At 63.6% G+C, this 16310-nt stretch carries 22 protein-coding genes; 7 read left to right on the forward strand and 15 right to left on the reverse strand.

Annotation, left to right across the window (positions count from 1 at the left end):
* Position 1 precedes the first annotated feature (1 nt).
* The 6 genes from EN846_RS23790 to EN846_RS23815 form a co-directional block, all read right to left on the reverse strand.
* Positions 2 to 991, reverse strand: a complete 990-nt coding sequence (locus tag EN846_RS23790) for a substrate-binding domain-containing protein (RefSeq protein WP_127286074.1) — start codon at positions 989 to 991, stop codon at positions 2 to 4.
* A gap of 78 nt (positions 992 to 1069) precedes the next feature.
* Positions 1070 to 2143, reverse strand: a complete 1074-nt coding sequence (locus EN846_RS23795; protein WP_245478264.1) for an ABC transporter permease — start codon at positions 2141 to 2143, stop codon at positions 1070 to 1072.
* On the reverse strand, positions 2143 to 3660 hold the full coding sequence (locus EN846_RS23800) for a sugar ABC transporter ATP-binding protein (RefSeq protein ID WP_127392064.1): 1518 nt from the start codon (positions 3658 to 3660) through the stop codon (positions 2143 to 2145). Before EN846_RS23800 ends, EN846_RS23795 begins: the two co-directional genes overlap by 1 nt.
* The gene (locus EN846_RS23805) at positions 3657 to 4655 is read right to left on the reverse strand and encodes a LacI family DNA-binding transcriptional regulator (RefSeq protein ID WP_127286443.1); all 999 of its coding nucleotides are present in this window, start codon (positions 4653 to 4655) and stop codon (positions 3657 to 3659) included. Before EN846_RS23805 ends, EN846_RS23800 begins: the two co-directional genes overlap by 4 nt.
* 160 nt (positions 4656 to 4815) lie before the next feature.
* Positions 4816 to 6042, reverse strand: a complete 1227-nt coding sequence (locus EN846_RS23810) for an anion transporter (RefSeq protein WP_127392065.1) — start codon at positions 6040 to 6042, stop codon at positions 4816 to 4818.
* A gap of 185 nt (positions 6043 to 6227) precedes the next feature.
* Positions 6228 to 6473, reverse strand: a complete 246-nt coding sequence (locus tag EN846_RS23815) for a hypothetical protein (RefSeq protein ID WP_127286441.1) — start codon at positions 6471 to 6473, stop codon at positions 6228 to 6230.
* Positions 6474 to 6741: 268 nt separating this feature from the next.
* Here EN846_RS23815 and EN846_RS23820 point away from each other — a divergent pair, with 268 nt between their 5' ends.
* Positions 6742 to 6996, forward strand: coding sequence for a hypothetical protein (locus EN846_RS23820; RefSeq protein ID WP_127286440.1), 255 nt, complete (start codon positions 6742 to 6744; stop codon positions 6994 to 6996).
* Positions 6997 to 7035: 39 nt separating this feature from the next.
* Here EN846_RS23820 and EN846_RS23825 read toward each other — a convergent pair whose 3' ends face one another.
* Complete coding sequence (locus EN846_RS23825; protein ID WP_245493396.1) at positions 7036 to 8430, reverse strand: PAS domain S-box protein; 1395 nt, start codon at positions 8428 to 8430, stop codon at positions 7036 to 7038.
* A gap of 248 nt (positions 8431 to 8678) precedes the next feature.
* Here EN846_RS23825 and EN846_RS23830 point away from each other — a divergent pair, with 248 nt between their 5' ends.
* From EN846_RS23830 to EN846_RS23850, 5 genes are all read left to right on the forward strand, one after another.
* Positions 8679 to 9020, forward strand: a complete 342-nt coding sequence (locus EN846_RS23830; protein WP_127392066.1) for a hypothetical protein — start codon at positions 8679 to 8681, stop codon at positions 9018 to 9020.
* 151 nt (positions 9021 to 9171) lie between these two features.
* Positions 9172 to 9339, forward strand: coding sequence for a Thivi_2564 family membrane protein (locus EN846_RS23835; protein ID WP_127287442.1), 168 nt, complete (start codon positions 9172 to 9174; stop codon positions 9337 to 9339).
* Positions 9340 to 9358: 19 nt separating this feature from the next.
* Positions 9359 to 9670, forward strand: coding sequence for a hypothetical protein (locus tag EN846_RS23840; protein ID WP_245478413.1), 312 nt, complete (start codon positions 9359 to 9361; stop codon positions 9668 to 9670).
* Positions 9671 to 9839: 169 nt separating this feature from the next.
* Positions 9840 to 10310, forward strand: a complete 471-nt coding sequence (locus tag EN846_RS23845) for a GFA family protein (RefSeq protein WP_127287087.1) — start codon at positions 9840 to 9842, stop codon at positions 10308 to 10310.
* A 474-nt stretch (positions 10311 to 10784) separates the two neighbouring features.
* The gene (locus EN846_RS23850; RefSeq protein ID WP_127287088.1) at positions 10785 to 11330 is read left to right on the forward strand and encodes a hypothetical protein; all 546 of its coding nucleotides are present in this window, start codon (positions 10785 to 10787) and stop codon (positions 11328 to 11330) included.
* Positions 11331 to 11338: 8 nt separating this feature from the next.
* Here the strand turns inward: EN846_RS23850 and EN846_RS23855 are convergent, their stop codons facing one another.
* On the reverse strand, positions 11339 to 11608 hold the full coding sequence (locus EN846_RS23855) for a hypothetical protein (protein ID WP_127287089.1): 270 nt from the start codon (positions 11606 to 11608) through the stop codon (positions 11339 to 11341).
* A 168-nt stretch (positions 11609 to 11776) separates the two neighbouring features.
* Between EN846_RS23855 and EN846_RS23860 the strand changes: the two genes are divergently transcribed.
* A complete protein-coding gene (locus EN846_RS23860; protein WP_126055200.1) occupies positions 11777 to 11971 on the forward strand; it encodes a hypothetical protein in 195 nt (64 codons plus the stop codon).
* 289 nt (positions 11972 to 12260) lie between these two features.
* Here EN846_RS23860 and msrA read toward each other — a convergent pair whose 3' ends face one another.
* From msrA to EN846_RS36525, 7 genes are all read right to left on the reverse strand, one after another.
* Positions 12261 to 12779, reverse strand: a complete 519-nt coding sequence (gene msrA / locus EN846_RS23865) for a peptide-methionine (S)-S-oxide reductase MsrA (protein ID WP_127287090.1) — start codon at positions 12777 to 12779, stop codon at positions 12261 to 12263.
* 130 nt (positions 12780 to 12909) lie between these two features.
* Complete coding sequence (locus EN846_RS23870) at positions 12910 to 13809, reverse strand: ankyrin repeat domain-containing protein (RefSeq protein ID WP_127312218.1); 900 nt, start codon at positions 13807 to 13809, stop codon at positions 12910 to 12912.
* Positions 13810 to 13926: 117 nt separating this feature from the next.
* The gene (locus EN846_RS23875) at positions 13927 to 14250 is read right to left on the reverse strand and encodes a hypothetical protein (protein WP_127392067.1); all 324 of its coding nucleotides are present in this window, start codon (positions 14248 to 14250) and stop codon (positions 13927 to 13929) included.
* Positions 14250 to 14423, reverse strand: coding sequence for a hypothetical protein (locus EN846_RS23880; RefSeq protein WP_245509022.1), 174 nt, complete (start codon positions 14421 to 14423; stop codon positions 14250 to 14252). Before EN846_RS23880 ends, EN846_RS23875 begins: the two co-directional genes overlap by 1 nt.
* Before the next feature lie 5 nt (positions 14424 to 14428).
* Positions 14429 to 14668 carry an ABC transporter permease gene (locus EN846_RS23885; RefSeq protein WP_127392069.1) on the reverse strand — a complete coding sequence of 80 codons (240 nt, stop codon included), beginning with the start codon at positions 14666 to 14668 and terminating at the stop codon, positions 14429 to 14431.
* Between the two features lie 105 nt (positions 14669 to 14773).
* Positions 14774 to 14977 (reverse strand): hypothetical protein, encoded by a 204-nt coding sequence (locus EN846_RS23890; RefSeq protein ID WP_127392070.1) that lies wholly within the window; start codon positions 14975 to 14977, stop codon positions 14774 to 14776.
* Positions 14974 to 16188, reverse strand: a complete 1215-nt coding sequence (locus EN846_RS36525; RefSeq protein ID WP_348630829.1) for a terminase family protein — start codon at positions 16186 to 16188, stop codon at positions 14974 to 14976. Before EN846_RS36525 ends, EN846_RS23890 begins: the two co-directional genes overlap by 4 nt.
* Positions 16189 to 16310 lie beyond the last annotated feature (122 nt).

Genomic DNA, 16310 nt, shown 5'->3' on the forward strand with positions numbered 1-16310 from the left:
CCTATTTGCCCATCAGCTGCTTGGCGTTCTCCGCCGTGATCGCCGTCGTCTCCACCGTCACCGTCGGCTCCACCGCGGTCGCGCAGTCGAGCAGGATCTTCTTCGACATCTCGATCGCTTCCTTGGCGCCGGTCGGATAGGTGAAGGTCGCCGCCCAGTCGCCCTTGGCGACGGCCTCGATGCCGCCGGCCGGGCCGGGCAGGCCGTCGGTGCCGATGATCTTGACGTCCTTGCCGGCGCCCTTGGCAGCCAGCAGCGCGCCCGCCGCCATCATGTCGTTCGAGGCGTAGAGCACCTTGATGTCGGGATGCGCCTGCAGCATGGCGGCAAAGGCGGTCTGGGCTTTATCCGGAACCCAGTCGGCGGCCTGCTCGGCGACGACCTGGATTTTGGCGTTCTCCTTCACGCCGTCCTTGAAGCCGTTGAGGCGCTCCACCGCCGGCGTCGAGCTCGGCAGGCCTTCCAGCACCGCCGTCTCGCCGCCGTCGGGCAGCAGCGTCTTTGCCGTGTACTTCCCGGCCTCGAGCGCGATCTTGTAATTGTCGCCGCCGATGAAGGCGGTGTAGTCCTTGCCGGGATCGCCGACCGTCTTGCGGTCGAGCTCGATCACCGGAATGCCGGCATCCATGGCGCGCTTGACGGCCGGCGTCAGAGGGGCGGCCTCGAAGGGCGAGATCAGCAGGAGATCGACCTTCTGAGTGATGAAGTTGTCGACCTGCGACGTCTGCGTGTTGACGTTGCCGGCGCCGTCGGCGATCTGCAGCGTGAACTGCGGAACGTCCTTGGCCGCGGCCGTCAGCTCGTCATTGACGTGCTGGCGATAGGGCTCGGCGTTGTTGGCCTGCGAAAAGCCGATGACGAACTGGCCGTCCTTGGCGCAGGCCTTGACCATCGGGGCGGCGGCCTGGGCGGTGCTGGCGATGCACAGGCCTGCGCCTGCCAGAAGCGCGGCCTTGAGGGCACGCTTCGATCCTCTCAGTGTGGTTTTCATGCTCACTCTCCTCCTCGTCTGGCCGGGGGCGGACAGACCTTTGGTTTCAGTCTCGGGGGTATGCTTGCCGCCGGCCTCCTACCTGCCCAATCCCTCGCGGCGGCGAACGAGGGATTGGAGCACTGCCGCCAGCACGATGATCGCGGCGGTCGCGAGCAGCTGCGTGGCTGGGGTGATGTTGTTGAGCTGAAGGATGTTGGCGAGCGCACCGAGCATGATGGTGCCGGCGACGGTGCCGACCATCGAGCCGGCGCCGCCGAACAGGCTGGTGCCGCCGATGACGACGGCGGCGATCGCCGTCAACTCGTAGCCCATGCCGTCATTGGCGCTGCCGAAATTGAACTGGCCGGCATGCACGATACCGGCAAGTGCTGAGGCAAAGCCAGTGATGGCGTAGACCGAGATCTTCACCATCGACACCGGCACGCCGGAAATGCGCGCGGCGCGCTCGTTGCCGCCGACGGCAAAGACGTAACGGCCGAAACGCGTGGTGTTGAGCACCACCGTGGCGATCGCGGCAAAGGCGATGAAGACGATGGTTGCCACCGGCACTGTGTTGTCGAACAGCCGCTCGCCCAGCACCGCGAACACCGGCGGCGCCAGGCCCGGGCCCTCGCCATAGGAGATGTTGATGTACTGGTTGCCGGAAACGATGAGCGCAAGGCCCCGCGCCGCCTGCAGGCCGGCGAGCGTGACGATGAACGGTTCCAACCGGAAGCGGGTGGAGATCGTGCCCTGGACGATGCCGAAGGCGATGCCCATGGCGAGCACGGCCAGAATGGTCGGGATCAGTCCGAAGCCGCCGGAGATCATCATCGTTGCGGTCACCACGGCGGACAGGCCGAGCACCGCGCCGACCGAGAGATCGATGCCGGCGGTGATGATGACGAAGGTCATGCCGATGGCGATGATGCCGGTCTCGGACACGGCGCGCACGATGTTGGCGATGTTGTCGGGGTTGAGGAACAGGATCTCGCCGTGTCGCCGGGGCGAGAAGATGACGCCGCCGATCGCCACCAGCACGAGCCCGATCAGGCTCTGGAAGCGCACGATGATCGCCAGCGGGTCGACGCGCCTCGCCGCCGGAGCAGCGGGTACCGAAGGGCTTGAAGCTGCCGGGCTGGCAGCCACCGAAATCTTCTGGTCCGACATCAGGCCTCCCTGCCGTTTGCCGCGGCAAGCACGGTGTGCTCGTCGACGCCGCCAATGAATTCCGCCACGTTGCGCCCCTGGCGCAGCACCACGATCCGGTCGCAGAGCCCGATCAGCTCCGGCATCTCGCTGGAGGCGACCAGTATGCCGAGCCCCTGCGCCGCGAGGGCTCTCAGCCGCGCATAGATTTCGCCCTTGGCGCCGACATCGACGCCGCGGGTCGGCTCGTCGAGAAGCAGCAGACGCGGGTTTCCGAGAATTTCCTTGGCCAGCACCACCTTCTGCTGGTTGCCGCCCGACAGCGCGCCGACCGATATGTCCGGGTTCCTCGGCCGGATGTCGAACTGGCCGAACGACTGCTTCACGGCGTCGGCCTGGCGGCGCGGCGACATCAGGCCGGCCGGCGAGATGCGGCGGATCACCGACATGACGAGGTTGAGGCCGACGGCCATCCGCAGCATCAGGCCGCTGCCGCGCCGGTCGTCGGTGACGAAGGCGATGCCGGCCTTGCGCGCCGCGTCGATGGAGTCGAGTTTCACGGGCCTGCCGTCGACTGCGACCTCGCCCTGCCAGCGGCCGGCGAGCCCGGTGCCGTAGAGCGCGGACAGCAGTTCGGTGCGCCCTGCTCCCATGATGCCGGCCAGGCCGACGATCTCGCCCTCCTTCACCTCGAGCGAAATGCCGCTCGGCGGCTGCCAGCCGGCGCTTTCGCGGGCGAGCCTGAAGCTGGCATCCTTGAGGCTGAGCAGCGTCTTGCCGGCGCTTCTGGCGCGCGCCGGGTAGAGTTCATCCAGCGAGCGGCCGACCAGAAGTCGAACCAGTTCGGCCTGCGGCGCGTGCGGCTCGGTGACGCCGGCGACGCGGCCGTCGCGCATCACCGTCACGCGGTCGGCGATCTCAGGCACTTCCTCCAGCCGGTGCGAAATGTAGACGATGCCGACGCCGGTAGCGGCGAGCTTGCGCATGATGTCGAACAGGCGCTCGACCTCTCCGACGGTGAGCGCGGCCGTCGGCTCGTCCATGATCAGCACGCGCGAGGCATAGGACAGCGCCTTGACGATCGCCACCACCTGGCGCTGGCCGATGGAGAGGTCGGCGACGAGGCGCGCGGGGTCGATGGCGAGTTCGATCGCCTCAAGCCGCCGCTTCGCCTCGCGGCGCATCGCGGGCACGTCGAGCAGGCCGCCCGGTCGCATCAATTCGCGGCCGAGGAAGAGGTTCGCCGCGACATCGAGCGAGGGCACCAGGTCGAGTTCCTGGAAGATTGTGGCGATGCCGGCTGCCTGCGCCTCGCGCGGGTTGTTGAAGGTGACCGGCTTGCCGTCGATCTGGATTTCGCCCTCGTCCGGCGTGTAGACCCCAGAGAGAAGGTTCATCAGCGTCGACTTGCCGGCGCCGTTCTCGCCAAGCAGCGCGTGAATCTCGCCGGGCTTGAGGTCGAAGTCGACGCCGCGCAGCGCCTGCACGCCGCCGAAGCGTTTCACCGCACCGGTGACCGAAAGCAGCGGCGCGCTCATCTCGGCCTCGCGCAGGACTGGCGTGCCTGCAGCCTTGCCTGCAGCCGCACGGCACGCGGCGCTGCGTGGCTGGAGGCGATGCGCTCGCTGAGCAGCGCCGCCGCCTGGTGCCCGATCTCGGTGCAGGGCTGTTCGACCAGCGTCAGGCGCGGCTCGAAGCAGTCGGCCCATTCGAAATCGTCGAAGCCGACCAGCGACAGGTCGCCGGGAATCGAAAGACCCTTCTCGCGGATGGCGCGGACTGCCCCGATCGTCGTCATGTTGTTGCCGGTGACCAATGCGGTGGGCGGCGTCGGCAAGGCCAGGATCGCATGCGTCGATGCCGTGGCGCTCGCCGTGTCGACATTCTCCGGCGAGACATAGCGCGGCAGGCATTCAAGTCCATTGGCGGCGAGCGATGCGCGAAACGCCTCGATGCGCTCGCGCGTGGTGGCCAGCCCCGGCTGGCCGGCAATATAGCCGATGCGCTTGTGGCCGAAGGACACGACATGGTCGATGAGGGCTTGCATCGCCGTGTCGTTCTCGACACCGATCTGGTCGAAGCGGTCGTCGGCGAAGCGGTCGATCAAAACGCAGGGCAGCTTCTTTTCGGCGAGATAGTCGATGGCGCGCTCGGGCGAGCCAGACGGCGCCAGGATGACGCCGTCGACGCGGCGCTGGTGGAAGGCGCGCACCACCTGAAGCTCGCGGTTCGGATCTTCCTGCGTGTCGGAGAGGAACACCATCAGGCCGAGCCGGGCGCATTCGGCCTCGACCGCGCAGATGATGTCGGTGAAGTAAGGATTGGAAATCGCCGAGATGGCGAGCCCGACGCTGCGGGTCGAGGCGACCTTCAGCGAGCGCGCCAGTTCGTTGGGCTGATAGCCCATGGCGGCGATGGCCTCGTTGATCAGTCTCGCCTTCTCGGGCGAAACAAAGCGGGTGCCGTTGACAACGTGCGAGACGGTCGACACCGAGACGCCGGCGCGGCGCGCGACCTCAGCCATTGTCGGCATGACGGCTCGTGTGGAGTGCCCGCAAGCGCTCCTCCCTTGATTGCGTTTCCCGACCGCTCTTCGGCGGATTTATGGAAACCATAGAGCCATCGAAACGTTTGCGCAATCGATTCGATAAAAGCTCGCGACAAATTTTTGTCGCGGGCTGAAAACTTGGAAATCAGGTGGTGAAAGCCAACCAGGCCGTGCAGGCGGCAAGCGTGACCAGCGTCAGCGGCAAGCCGACCTTGAAGAAGGCGGAGAAGGAAAGCTCCTTGCCCGCCGCCTTGGCCTGCTCGGCGACGATCAGGTTGGCGACAGAGCCGAGCAGCGTGAAATTGCCGGCCAGCGTCGAGCTCATCGCGACCACCAGCCAGGCGCGCTCGGGGTTTTCAAGCCCGGGGACAAAGGGCCTCAACGCCAGCACCGCCGGCACGTTGCTCATGATGTTGGAGAGCACGGCGGTGAAGCCGGAGAGCCGCCAGACATCGTCGAGTCCGATGTTTTTCGCCCAGGCGATCATCTCGGGTGTCAGCAGCGTCTTTTCGGCGCCGGCCACGACCACGAACAGGCCGGCGAACATGAACAGCAGCGGGCCGTCGATCTCCCGGTAGATGCGGTGCGGCTTGATCGCGCGGGTGACGAGCAGGAAGGCGCCGGCAATCAGCGCCGCCTTGGCAACCGCAACGCCGGCGAAGAACGCAACCGCCAGCATGACGCAGACGATAACCGCCTTCAGCACCTGACCCGGCAGCATGCGGCCGCGATAGACTTCGGGACTGAGGTCCACGGTGCGGGCGAATTCGGCGCGGTAGGCGATGCGCAAGATGACGATGACGGCGAGAAGGCCGAACAGCGCCACCGGCGCGAGAGCGGCCGAAAAGGCAGGATAGGAAATGCCGGACAGCGCGCCGATCACCATGTTCTGCGGGTTGCCGGTGATGGTGGCGACACTGCCGCAATTGGAAGCCGTGCAGGTGGCGATCAGATACGGAACCGGGTTGCGGTTGATGACGCGCGTGACATGGACGACGATCGGCGCCATCACCAGGCAGATTGCGTCATTGACCAGGAAGGCCGAGAGCACGCCTGTCAGCAGCGTCACCATGACCAGGAGCATGAACGGCGCGTGCGCATGCTCGATGGCAAAGCCGCCGAGCGCGCGGAAGGCGCCCGAAACCTTCAGATGCGCGACCACGATCATCATGCCGAGCAGCAGCGTGATCGTATCGAAGTTGATGGCGCGGTAGGCATCCTCCATGCTGATCGCGCCGACGGCGATCATGGCTGCGCCACCGAGCAGCGCAATGCCGGCGCGATCGAGGCGCAGGCCCGGAAAGCGGCCAACGGCGACACCGGCATAGGTCAGGATGAGGATCAAAAGTGCCGCCGCGCCAGTCCATGTCATTGGCAGAAGTTCCGTCCGAACTCGCCGCTCCCCGGCAGATTCTGCCCGGCGGCATTCTTCGCTCCACCTTTAGCAAGCGGGCGGCAAAGCGAAAGCGGTGGAAGCGGTTGTGCGGTTGAAACTTTTCGTGCGACCCGACGATAAGGCCGCGGCGTCCGAACAAGACAGGCGGGTTTGCTCAGTGGCTAGTCTGCAACCGGCTTGCCCTCGGCGCTATCGTTGCGTTCCGGCTCCAGAATTCCAAACTCCTGCGATTTCAGCCCCTGCTCGGCCTTGAGGAACCCTTCCGCGGCAAGGCCGCGCCGTAGCAGTTCCCGCACGGCCGCCGACCGGCTCGGCATACGCTTTTCGAAGCGCCAGTTTTCCAGTGCAGCCAATTCGTCAGCCGTCAGCATGATCTGGAGCCGTTCAGGTCGTTCCAGTTCGCCCATTTGTGCCTCCGCCAAGACCAAAATGCAGTGAGTTAGTATCTGGCTCACTAACAGTAAAATTAGGATTTGACGCACATCCCGTCAAGGGTGAGCGATGGGTGATCGGCGCAAAGGCCCAACGATGAGGACAAGGCATCGACCAAGCAATCAACAGACTATACTAACTAATTGATTTTATTTCAATATTTTTGACATTGCGCTTGCTATCGCAATGTGTCGGGCGCATGCTCGAAAATGAGGGAAAACGCCTCACCGGAAGGCAACTGCCATGCGCGACAGCTATTCAAGCCAATTGCGAGAAGACCTCAACTCCCTGGTCCTGGCCGCGATCCATTCCACGGGCGTGGTCAATGTCGCTGTCGTGGCTGAGCGTGTGCGTCTGCGAAACCTCGACGAAAACGTCGCGCGCGAAGACCTCGAATATATGGTCGTGCAAATAGCCGAAACGTATGGGGCAGCCATGGAGTTCGACTGCGCGCTTGTCGCCGAGATGGCCGAGCGCGCCTGTTCGGCGACGCAGTAAGGAGAGGATGTCAGCGCGAAGTTTCGGCCGGTCGCGCCGTCAATCCATCTCGTCAAGAGAGTTTTTCACGTATCGCAACGGCGCTTCGAGCTTCCAGCTTACACCGTGCTCGCCGAACTCCAGCTGTCCGGTACCGCCCAGCGCCTGCGGCGCGATCCGTTTCAGTACAACCGATCCGAATCCGCGACGTATCTCTCCGTCCAAGGGCGGTCCATCGTGCTCGTGCCAGACAAGCCCGAAGGTTTCCTCGCCATTGGCGGCGGTGGTTATGGCCCATTCGATCTCGACCTGCCCGACCGGGTTAGACAAGACCCCGTACTTTGCCGAATTTGTCGCCAGTTCGTGGAAGGCGATGCCGAGATATTGGACGGCGTTCGGCTTGAGCATAATCACCGGCCCCTTTGCCGACAGGCGCGACTGCGCCGCGAAGACCCTTACCTGCGCCTCGACCAGTTCGGCAACCGTCGCGCCGCGCCACTCGGCATTGACAAGCAGATCGTGCGATTCCGAAAGCGCCAGGATGCGTTCGCGCACCTGTTCCAGAAAGACCTCCGGGCTGCTGGCTTGTTTGCTCGTCTCGCGGATCATCGAGATGATGACCGAATACTGGTTCTTCACGCGATGATTGACCTCGCGCATGAGCAGGCGGATGCGCCGTTCGCTCTCCTTATGAGAACTGATGTCGCGCGCGATCTTGGACGCGCCGATGATCCTGCCGATGCCGTCGCGTATCGGCGAGACGGTGAGCGAAACGGGAATGCGCGTGCCGTCCTTGCGCTGGCGCACCGTCTCGTAGGACGGCACGACCTCGCCGGCGCGAATGCGGGTGATGATCGAGACCTCCTCGTCCAGGTGGTCGGGCGGGATGAGGATTGTCACCGGCCGGCCGATCGCCTCCGCCGGCGTGTAGCCGAAGAGGCGCTGCGCCGCGTCGTTCCAGCTGGTGATGATGCCGTTTATGTCCTTTGAAACGATCGCATCCATCGATGACTCGACAATGGAGGCAAGCCGCGTGCGGGCTTCGTCCGCCATGGTCTGGGTGCGCAGGTCGAGCAAGGTGTTGATTGCGCCGATCGTGTCACCGGTCTCGTTGCGAAGCAGGACGGGATGTGCGCTGAATGGGATGAGTTCTCCGTTGGGCCGCTCGGCAATCGCCCGCCCCCAGCGAACGTCCTTTTCTTCGCGCAAGGCAATGGCCATCGGGCATTCGTCGTGCGCCATCTTGCGACCGTCGAGATGACGCAGCTTCCACGATCCGCACCACCGATCCTCGTTGAGGACGGGACGATGCCCCCAAAGTTCGGCCGCGGCTTCGTTGAAGAATGTGATGAGGCCCTGCTTGTCGGTGGTGTAGACGGCGACTGGCAGCGCCTGCAGCAGATCGAAGGCATGGGCGCCCGGGAGCCCGATGCCGCCATGTTCAATCGTATCCACCGACCCCCTCGCCTTTCGATGCTGGAAAATTAACTCGACAAGGAATGCGCGTGAGGGATTTCGGTTCCCCGGCGCGCGGTGTCCGGCCGCGAACGCCGGTTCCCGGCTACGCTTGCGCAGTCGTCAAAGGCGGCAGGAGGTGTCGGCGACCTCCCCATCCAAATGAATTTGCGAGGGAACCATCACCGGCGCGAGCGGTTCCCGCAAAAGTCGCGACGCGACGAAACCACAACCAAATGGAGACCGCCATGACCATGAGAATCCTCGCAGCCGCCTTGCTGACGCTTGGCCTCGGCACATCGGCGATGGCCCAGACCGCTGGCGACACGGCCGGCTCAGACATGGCCGACGGCAGTGGAAAATCGGTTGTCGTCGACCCCGATGGCCCCAACACGGTCGATCCGAACGGCCCCAATGCCATCGATCCCACACCGACCTACAGCATCGACGGCATGAGCCGCCCCTATGCGACGAGCCCGACCCCGGATCAGAACTGTCCGGTCGGCCCGCAGGGCGCACAGCCTGACGCAACCGGGACATCGCCCGGGACAAGCACGCCGACGGTGAACGACAATCATTGCGGCAAGTAACCAGCGTAATCGCCGAACCGAGGCCGCGAGCCGCCTGGCTTCGCGGCCTCCGCCGTTTCCGGCCGGGGGAACCGATCCGGCCGCAACGACGTTTGCTAATTTGTTTGGTTCGAAACATTTGAGCTCGAAACGATAACTTGGGAGACAGGACGTGGCTTCATCGGCGCTCATCGGCATCCTGATCACGTTCCTGGTGATCATCCTCGTGCTCTACCTCGTCCAGCGCCTCCCGCTTGACGGCCGCACGCGACAGATCGCGCAGATCGTCGTCATCATCATCGGCATCGTTTCGCTGTTGAAGTATCTGGCCGTTTTCTGATCCTTTCTCTAAGAGAAGGATGTTCAAGCTGGGGTTGCCGATGAAGGCTCGTTCGATCGCATGGATTGCCGGCGCCTTGTTGTGTGCCGCCACCACGGCGCATGCCCGCCCCGACACGCGTGCAATGAGCTGCGAACAGGTACGGTCGCTTATCCAAAGCCAGCGTGCGGCCGTGCTGACCACCGGCCAAAACACCTACGAGCGCTATGTGCGCCAGTTCGGCAATGAATGCGACTGGCCGGAGGTGCCCACCGCCGCCTCCGTTCCGACGCGCGACGGCCAGTGCCGCGTCTACCGCTGCCAGGAGCCGGTTTTCGACTTCCCGAACTGACAACTCGCGGAAGCTGACAACTTGCGCAAACTGATTGCGGTGGCGTCGACCTCGACGCCGCGCAGCGTGGAACCGTTTGCGCCTCGCGCGAATTGATTCGGGTTAGACATTTCCCGGCATGTTGTCGCGGCCGGCTAACCAGAGCGGCGCGACCCAGGAGGAAACAGCCATGTCCAGTGATGTCAGGCGCAGCGGCAGCTGCCTATGCGGCGGTGTCCAGTTCTCGGTGACGGGCGAGCCGCTTCGGATCGGGCTTTGCCACTGCAAGGATTGCCGCAAGACCAGCGGATCGGCCTACCAGGCCTTCGCCATCTGGCCGCTCGAAGCCTTCGAGACGGCCGGCATCGTCAGTACCTATGGCGGCAGAAGTTTCTGCCCGACCTGCGGCGGCCGCGTGACCTCGGTTGGCGAGGAGGAAGTCGAAGTGATGCTCGGTAGCCTCGATGTAGCGCCGACGGAGCTCGAGCCGACCTACGAACTGTGGATCGTGAGGCGCGAACACTGGTTGCAGCCGCTGCCCGACGCGCAGCAATTCGAACACGATCGCGTCGATGGCGAATCGCCGGCAGAGGAGCCGGGAACTACGGCGGACAGTAACGAGGCGCCCTCGGACAACCTACTCCAGCGCAAGCTGGCCTAAGAGGCAGGCCAGCTTCCATCTGGATCGACGGTAAATCGGCTTGCATTTTGCAACCGATGGTCGGTTTGCCGCTGCCCCAATGCTCAGTTAAGATTCGATTTGCGGTGGACTTCTGGAAACCGCTTTGGCCGGCGCGGTTCAGGCAACGTTCCCAACATTGCCGCGTCGGCCTCGCAGCCGTGCGGAGTTGTTCTTCAGGCAGACCGGCACAACCTTTGCTATTATTTTGCCAGTCTTGCAGCTTGGTTATCTTGTGAAGTACCAAGTTATGGTTGCGCTACCAGGCCAGACATTCTTTCCATGAAAGAAAATTCTCCCCAAGTTATTTTTTTCACGACATCAATTACGATATCCAAGTACGCAAACCCTCTGACGCAACGTGATCCTTGATGGTCTTGTACAAAAGGCCACCTTGTTTCTTTTCGCCTATGTTACATACTATTGCGAATCTTGAAGCCGAACGGGGCGGTTTTCATGGCGGCGATGCCTGCAGGAGGTCGCGGCGTTCATCTGCGATATCCACCGATCGACGGGTTCTGGACCTGGGACATCAAGCGAAACCGTGTCTACGGTGACGCCAACCTCTCCGACTATTTCGGACTCACGCTCGATGAGTTCTCGCGTGGCGCTCCCCTCGAAAGATGCATGGAAAGCATCGAGGCCGAGGACCGGCTGCGGGTCAATGTTGCGATCCGCCGGGCGGTAGAGCGCCGATCGAGCTTCCGCGAGGTCTGCAAAGTTCGTTCGGAAAAGATGGGCCTTCGCAAGATCCTGGCAGTCGGCCAATGCTATGTCGACAGCCTTGGAGAAGCGGCTGTCTATCCCGGCTGGTTCGTCGACCTGACGCAAGAAGAGGATTGCGAGGAGGCCTCCTTGCGCGAGATCCATCAGCATATCGAGCAGGCCAAGGAAATCTCACAATCGATCGGACAGGATCTGCTGTTCTACTTGCTGGACAATGCCCACGAAGAGGTGCAGCTGCGTCTTGGCGGCGGATCGAGGAGGCGCAAATCCTCCTAGCGCGCACCCTAGCTTCCGGGCGGACCCTTGCCGTGCTTGCTGACTTCGGCAGTGACCAGGCGGGCGAAATGGGACTGCGGCGAGCGCCGCTCAAGCAACTTGGCACGTTCGAGCGCCGTGTCGCCGTAGAATTGAACCAACGCTGCGGCCGCGCTGGCCGCGTCTGCCTTCAGCTTGCCGATATCGGACTGCTCGCTGTGGCTCGAAGGGCCGTTCCTGGCAATCACATCCAGCATGGCTTGCAACTTGTCAGGAGTGCTGCCCTCGTCTTCGTGCATCGTCGCGGTCCGATTGGTCGCGCAAAATATCGACATTTCCGAAGAATGTCCAACAGCTTCGTTGATCGGACGCCGACACAACCGAGCACAGCTTCGCCGTGAGTCTCGCCAAAATCTTGATGCAAGCAACAGTCAGCCAGAATTCACATGCAGACATTGGGGGCAGCGATGGACCAGCCGAGCAAAATGGAAAACCTGCAGTTTGCGCAGGGGATCTTGCGTGAACTGCGTCAGAAAGCCGAAGCCGATGGCGAGAAGCTTCTGACCTATCTGATCGACATGGCTTATCTCGAAACCAGCGACCGCATCCGCGCGCACTGGATCGGCAACCATGAAAGCGACGGCCGTCGCGCCAAGGGCTAGATCCGGGACGGCACTGGCGGCCGCGGCGGGCGCCCCGGGCGTTGCCGGGACCTGAACGCAAAAAAGCCCGCCGTGCCTTCTGGCACGACGGGCGAAATTGGTGGGATCGGCAAGTCCAGGCCGAGTTATCGACACAAGCAAGCCCGCGCCTCTCGCAGGGGACGCGGGCTGGATCGGGATGCCGGCCCCGATCAGGCAGCAAACCGTTACGCGCTGCCGGGGGATGAACTCTTAGCCAGAACTAATGTTCCGGCGCAGGCGGGAAAAACCTGCCAAGCACCGATCGGGCTTACGACGCCGCCTTTTCACGAACCGGAAGCTTCCACCCCGGCCTGACGAAATGGCAGGTATAGCCGTTCGGATATTTCTCCAGATAGTCCTGATGCTCGGGTTCGGCTTCCCAGAAAGGGCCGACCGGCGCGACCTCGGTGACGACCTTGCCCGGCCACAGGTGTGAAGCCTCGACATCGGCGATGGTGTCGTCGGCAACCCGCTTCTGGTCGTCGCTGGTATAGTAGATCGCCGAGCGATAGCTCATGCCGACATCGTTGCCCTGACGGTTCCTGGTCGTCGGATCGTGGATCTGGAAGAAGAATTCGAGCAGCGTGCGGTAGCTGATCCTGGCCGGATCGAAAATGATCTCGATGGCCTCCGCATGGGTGCCGTGGTTGCGGTAGGTGGCGTTGGGCACGTCGCCGCCGCTGTAGCCGACACGGGTCGAGATCACACCCGGATAGCGCCGGATCAGATCCTGCATGCCCCAAAAGCAGCCGCCAGCAAGCACCGCTCGTTCGGTGGAAGTCGCCATATCATATCTCCCTTGGATTTCTCCATAGATGGGGATTGTGGCGCTCTTCGTCCAGCCGCTCAAGCGTCCTGGTAAGGCCGCAGCGGCGACAGCCGCCTGGATTGAGGACGGGAGGACATCAAAATCAATTCTAGGGAAGCGGCAACGGTGTGTCACTCAAGGTCCGCAGGTATGCGATGAGGTCCGCTCGCTGCTTCTCGTCCTGCAGGCCCGGGAAAAGCATATCTGTTCCAGGCAACGCGAGCGCGGGATTTGAGATGAACAAATTGAGTTCCTCAAAAGTCCAATCGCCACCGGCATCCTTTAGACTCGACGAATACTCGACATCGCCTTGCGAGGCCTTCGGCCGCCCTACGATGCCCCACAGATTGGGCTTGGGATTCTTGACCCCCGGCACGACAAGATGACAAGTCCCGCACGTCTTGCCGAAAAGTTCTTTGCCCGATTCAGCGTTCGCCGATGCAAGTCGTGCCGAAATCGGCGCAATGGCCGGTCGGCTGGCGCCATGACTGCGCAAGTAGGCCACGACGTCGTCGTGACCACTCAGCTTGGCCAGATGTATGGGCGGACTTCCATTCGATGTCAGCGCGTTGACCTCTGCTCCGGCGTCCACGAGATGGATGACGCACTGGAGGCAGCCATTCTCGGCAGCTACGTGAAGCGGCGTTTGCGCTTTCGCCACCTGATTTGGGTCGGCCCCGTTGTCGAGCAACAGCTTCACGATGTCTGCGTACCCGCCCTTGTTGGCGGCGTAGAGTGGCGTTCTTTGCCAACTGACGGGCAGGCTGACGTCCGCCCCACGCTTGATTAGAAGTTGTGCTAACTCGACATTTCCTTTTTCGCAGGCGATGTAGAGCGCCGTAACACCGTCAATTTCGTTAATGGCGGCGCCTTTGTCCAAGGCGGAAGCCACCGCTGCGACGTCGCCCTTCTTGACAAGATCATTCAAGTTGTTCGCCTGGGCGGGCAGTGTAAAAAGCCAAAGGACCCACAAAGTCCTTACTACGCAGATGCGTCCCAGCTTGATCATTGTGCCCTCTCATTGCTCAGAAAAAGCGCACAGGTTTGGCTCCGATTGCGGCTCCATGCACAGGACAAATATTAGCAGATGCTTATTCGAAGACCAAGGAGCGCGCGGCGCGGCAGATCACTCTTCGCTTGTCGGCTTGAATTTCCGCACAACGACCTCGAACAGAATGTCCGAGATCCACATCGCCGAGACGCCGATCAGGAAGGCGGCAGCCAAGGTCGTGGTGTCGTCGGCAGGATCGGGGATCGGCAGGCCGCTTGCCTTGAACCAGGCCACGGCCGGCAGCGTCAGATAGGCGGCGGCAAGCGCGCCGCAGATCGGCGAAGCGATCATTTCGCGCAGCTTGTAGCGGTGACGCGACAGGGCCCGCAATGCGCCGCCTGCCAGCCCCGCGGCCACCACAGGGCCCTTGATGCCCAAGAGATCGAACAGATCCTGCATCAGGGCCTCCAGCCGCAGAGTTTCTGGCCCTTGCGATTGTGCGCGAGCAGTGCCTTGGCTTCCTCGTCCGACAGCGCGTCAACGGCTTTGGCGGAGAGGCGCAGCGGCCTGGAAACGGCGCAGAAGCCGCCAGTGCTCGTGGTGCATCCGGCCAAAGCCGCGGCAAGCAGCATGACAATCAATCCCTTGCCCATGCCTTCAACTCCTTTTTGATGGCGCCCGCGGGCAGAGCGCCGATGTCGTTGTCGACCCGGTCGGCGAGCGCGCGGGCCGCTGCCTCGGCTTTGGCCTGCCTGCTGCGCTCGGCCTCGGCGCCGGCGAACCGCTGGCGAAAGCCCCAGCCGAGCGCGGCAATGACGGAGGCCAGCAGGCCAAGGATCGCGGGATTGTCGAACAGGAAAGAGAGAAGCGCCGTCATGACAGCCACCACACGACAAGTGCCGCTGCGATGAGGAGCGAACCCGCCAGCCAGGGCAGCGCCTGGCGCAGGAGTTCGGTCAAGACCTCCTTCATTTGGACCCCCTCACCTTTGCCAGTGGAACTTGCGAGCGAGCAGATACCAGGCCTCGGTGACCAGGCTGATCGCCAGGCCGATGCCGGTTTCGAGCGCCACCTGGATGTCGGGGTCGCCCGACAGGGCGGCAGCGTCGCCGGCGCCGAGCAGGCCGCGGGCGACGAGGATCGCCGCGCCGTAGCGCAGCGCGATGCGGATGATGACGGCAATCATGATCTCCTGCCTCCAAGAATGGTTTTGAAGATGGCGAGCAACAACCGCCAGAACGCCTTGCCGGCGGGCGCGGCGGGATTGGGCGTTGCCTCCGGATGTGCAGCTTCAGCCGAAGGCGCGGACGGGGCCGCTTGTCCGGGCGCGGCCGCCGGCAAGGCCGGCGCTTTGACAGCCGACAACAGCAGCGCCTCGGCCCGTACCGAGCCGACCCGTTGGCTCCAGCCCCGGCCAAAGGTCGGCCAGGTCGACAGCCGCTTGAGAAACGCCAGACGCGCGTCGCACAGCTCATCGATGACGACACCGGCGGGCCGGGCCCTGACGGCACCGAGCGTGGCCGGACCGATCCGGCCGTCCTCGGTGGCGCCGACGATCGCCTGGAGGCATTTCGCTGCCCTGCCCGGCCCGCTGTTCACGGCAAAGTCGAACACGGCATAGTCGAGGCCGGCGGGGAGTTCGGCGCCGGCGACGGCATCCCAATAGAAGCGGCGGTAGAGGCGAAATTCCTCGAACCAGTCGAGCAGCGTCGAAAACACCTTGAAGCGGCCGGACTGCATGCGGTCGAGCATCTCCATCAGCCCGGCCTCGACCGAGACCGAGCCGTCGGCGAAGCGGGCGTGGTTGCCGAGCATGTTCAGGCCGTGCGCGGCGTATTGCCTGGCGAGCGCGGTGCCTGCGCCTTCCAGCGTCTCGCGGCGGCCGTCGCGCGGCCATGCCCATGGCAGCCATTCGCCCCAGGGTTTCAGGGCGAGCGCCTGCATCGCCGGTGTCTGCTGCGAGGCGCGCGCCGCCTTGGTGACGTAGACGACATCGGCCTCGCTGTCCCAGGCGAGCTCGACCGCGGCCGAGGGATGGTCCCAGCCGAAATCGAGCGCGCCGATGCGCGGCCACCAGCGCGGCAGCCGGAACGGCTCGCAGGCGATCATCTCCTCCGGCACCGGAAAGATGCGGCCCGAGCCCAGCACCGGAACGCCCTTCGCCCGCGCCTCGCGCTCATGCTCGGGATAGGCGGCGATGATCGCCGCGCGCTCGGCCGGCGTGTAGTGCTCGGCGTCGTCGATGGTCATGAAGGTGACGTGTCGGGACATGGCGGTCCTTTCCCTTCTCCCCTTGTGGGAGAAGGTGGATCGGCGCTCAGCGCCGAGACGGATGAGGGGTGCGCGAAGGAACACGGCGGCAGTGATTTTGCGGACGCCGGCGTCAAGCTGGAACACCCCTTGTGTGTCTGGAATCGTGCATTGTTGAGGGGTGCCACGGACCAGGTGCTTGCCTGATCCGTGGCGGCGGTCGAGAGCCCGTCACCCCTCAGGTAGCCTAAACCGTGGATGAGCTGGGG

The organism is Mesorhizobium sp. M4B.F.Ca.ET.203.01.1.1 (assembly GCF_004791025.1).
In the GTDB taxonomy this organism is placed as follows: domain Bacteria; phylum Pseudomonadota; class Alphaproteobacteria; order Rhizobiales; family Rhizobiaceae; genus Mesorhizobium; species Mesorhizobium abyssinicae.

Bases quoted from the DNA above. Each gene is read 5' to 3' on its own strand.
- EN846_RS23885 (WP_127392069.1), bottom strand. From the start codon at position 14,668: ATGACGGCGCTTCTCTCTTTCCTGTTCGACAATCCCGCGATCCTTGGC.
- EN846_RS23875 (WP_127392067.1), bottom strand. From the start codon at position 14,250: ATGCAGGATCTGTTCGATCTCTTGGGCATCAAGGGCCCTGTGGTGGCC.
- EN846_RS23880 (WP_245509022.1), bottom strand. From the start codon at position 14,423: ATGCTGCTTGCCGCGGCTTTGGCCGGATGCACCACGAGCACTGGCGGC.
- msrA (WP_127287090.1), bottom strand. From the start codon at position 12,779: ATGGCGACTTCCACCGAACGAGCGGTGCTTGCTGGCGGCTGCTTTTGG.
- EN846_RS23810 (WP_127392065.1), bottom strand. From the start codon at position 6,042: ATGACATGGACTGGCGCGGCGGCACTTTTGATCCTCATCCTGACCTAT.
- EN846_RS23820 (WP_127286440.1), top strand. From the start codon at position 6,742: ATGCGCGACAGCTATTCAAGCCAATTGCGAGAAGACCTCAACTCCCTG.
- EN846_RS23790 (WP_127286074.1), bottom strand. From the start codon at position 991: ATGAAAACCACACTGAGAGGATCGAAGCGTGCCCTCAAGGCCGCGCTT.
- EN846_RS23870 (WP_127312218.1), bottom strand. From the start codon at position 13,809: ATGATCAAGCTGGGACGCATCTGCGTAGTAAGGACTTTGTGGGTCCTT.
- EN846_RS23850 (WP_127287088.1), top strand. From the start codon at position 10,785: ATGGCGGCGATGCCTGCAGGAGGTCGCGGCGTTCATCTGCGATATCCA.
- EN846_RS23845 (WP_127287087.1), top strand. From the start codon at position 9,840: ATGTCCAGTGATGTCAGGCGCAGCGGCAGCTGCCTATGCGGCGGTGTC.
- EN846_RS23860 (WP_126055200.1), top strand. From the start codon at position 11,777: ATGGACCAGCCGAGCAAAATGGAAAACCTGCAGTTTGCGCAGGGGATC.
- EN846_RS23815 (WP_127286441.1), bottom strand. From the start codon at position 6,473: ATGGGCGAACTGGAACGACCTGAACGGCTCCAGATCATGCTGACGGCT.
- EN846_RS23890 (WP_127392070.1), bottom strand. From the start codon at position 14,977: ATGATTGCCGTCATCATCCGCATCGCGCTGCGCTACGGCGCGGCGATC.
- EN846_RS23800 (WP_127392064.1), bottom strand. From the start codon at position 3,660: ATGAGCGCGCCGCTGCTTTCGGTCACCGGTGCGGTGAAACGCTTCGGC.
- EN846_RS23855 (WP_127287089.1), bottom strand. From the start codon at position 11,608: ATGCACGAAGACGAGGGCAGCACTCCTGACAAGTTGCAAGCCATGCTG.
- EN846_RS23840 (WP_245478413.1), top strand. From the start codon at position 9,359: ATGTTCAAGCTGGGGTTGCCGATGAAGGCTCGTTCGATCGCATGGATT.
- EN846_RS23805 (WP_127286443.1), bottom strand. From the start codon at position 4,655: ATGCCGACAATGGCTGAGGTCGCGCGCCGCGCCGGCGTCTCGGTGTCG.
- EN846_RS23830 (WP_127392066.1), top strand. From the start codon at position 8,679: ATGACCATGAGAATCCTCGCAGCCGCCTTGCTGACGCTTGGCCTCGGC.
- EN846_RS23795 (WP_245478264.1), bottom strand. From the start codon at position 2,143: ATGTCGGACCAGAAGATTTCGGTGGCTGCCAGCCCGGCAGCTTCAAGC.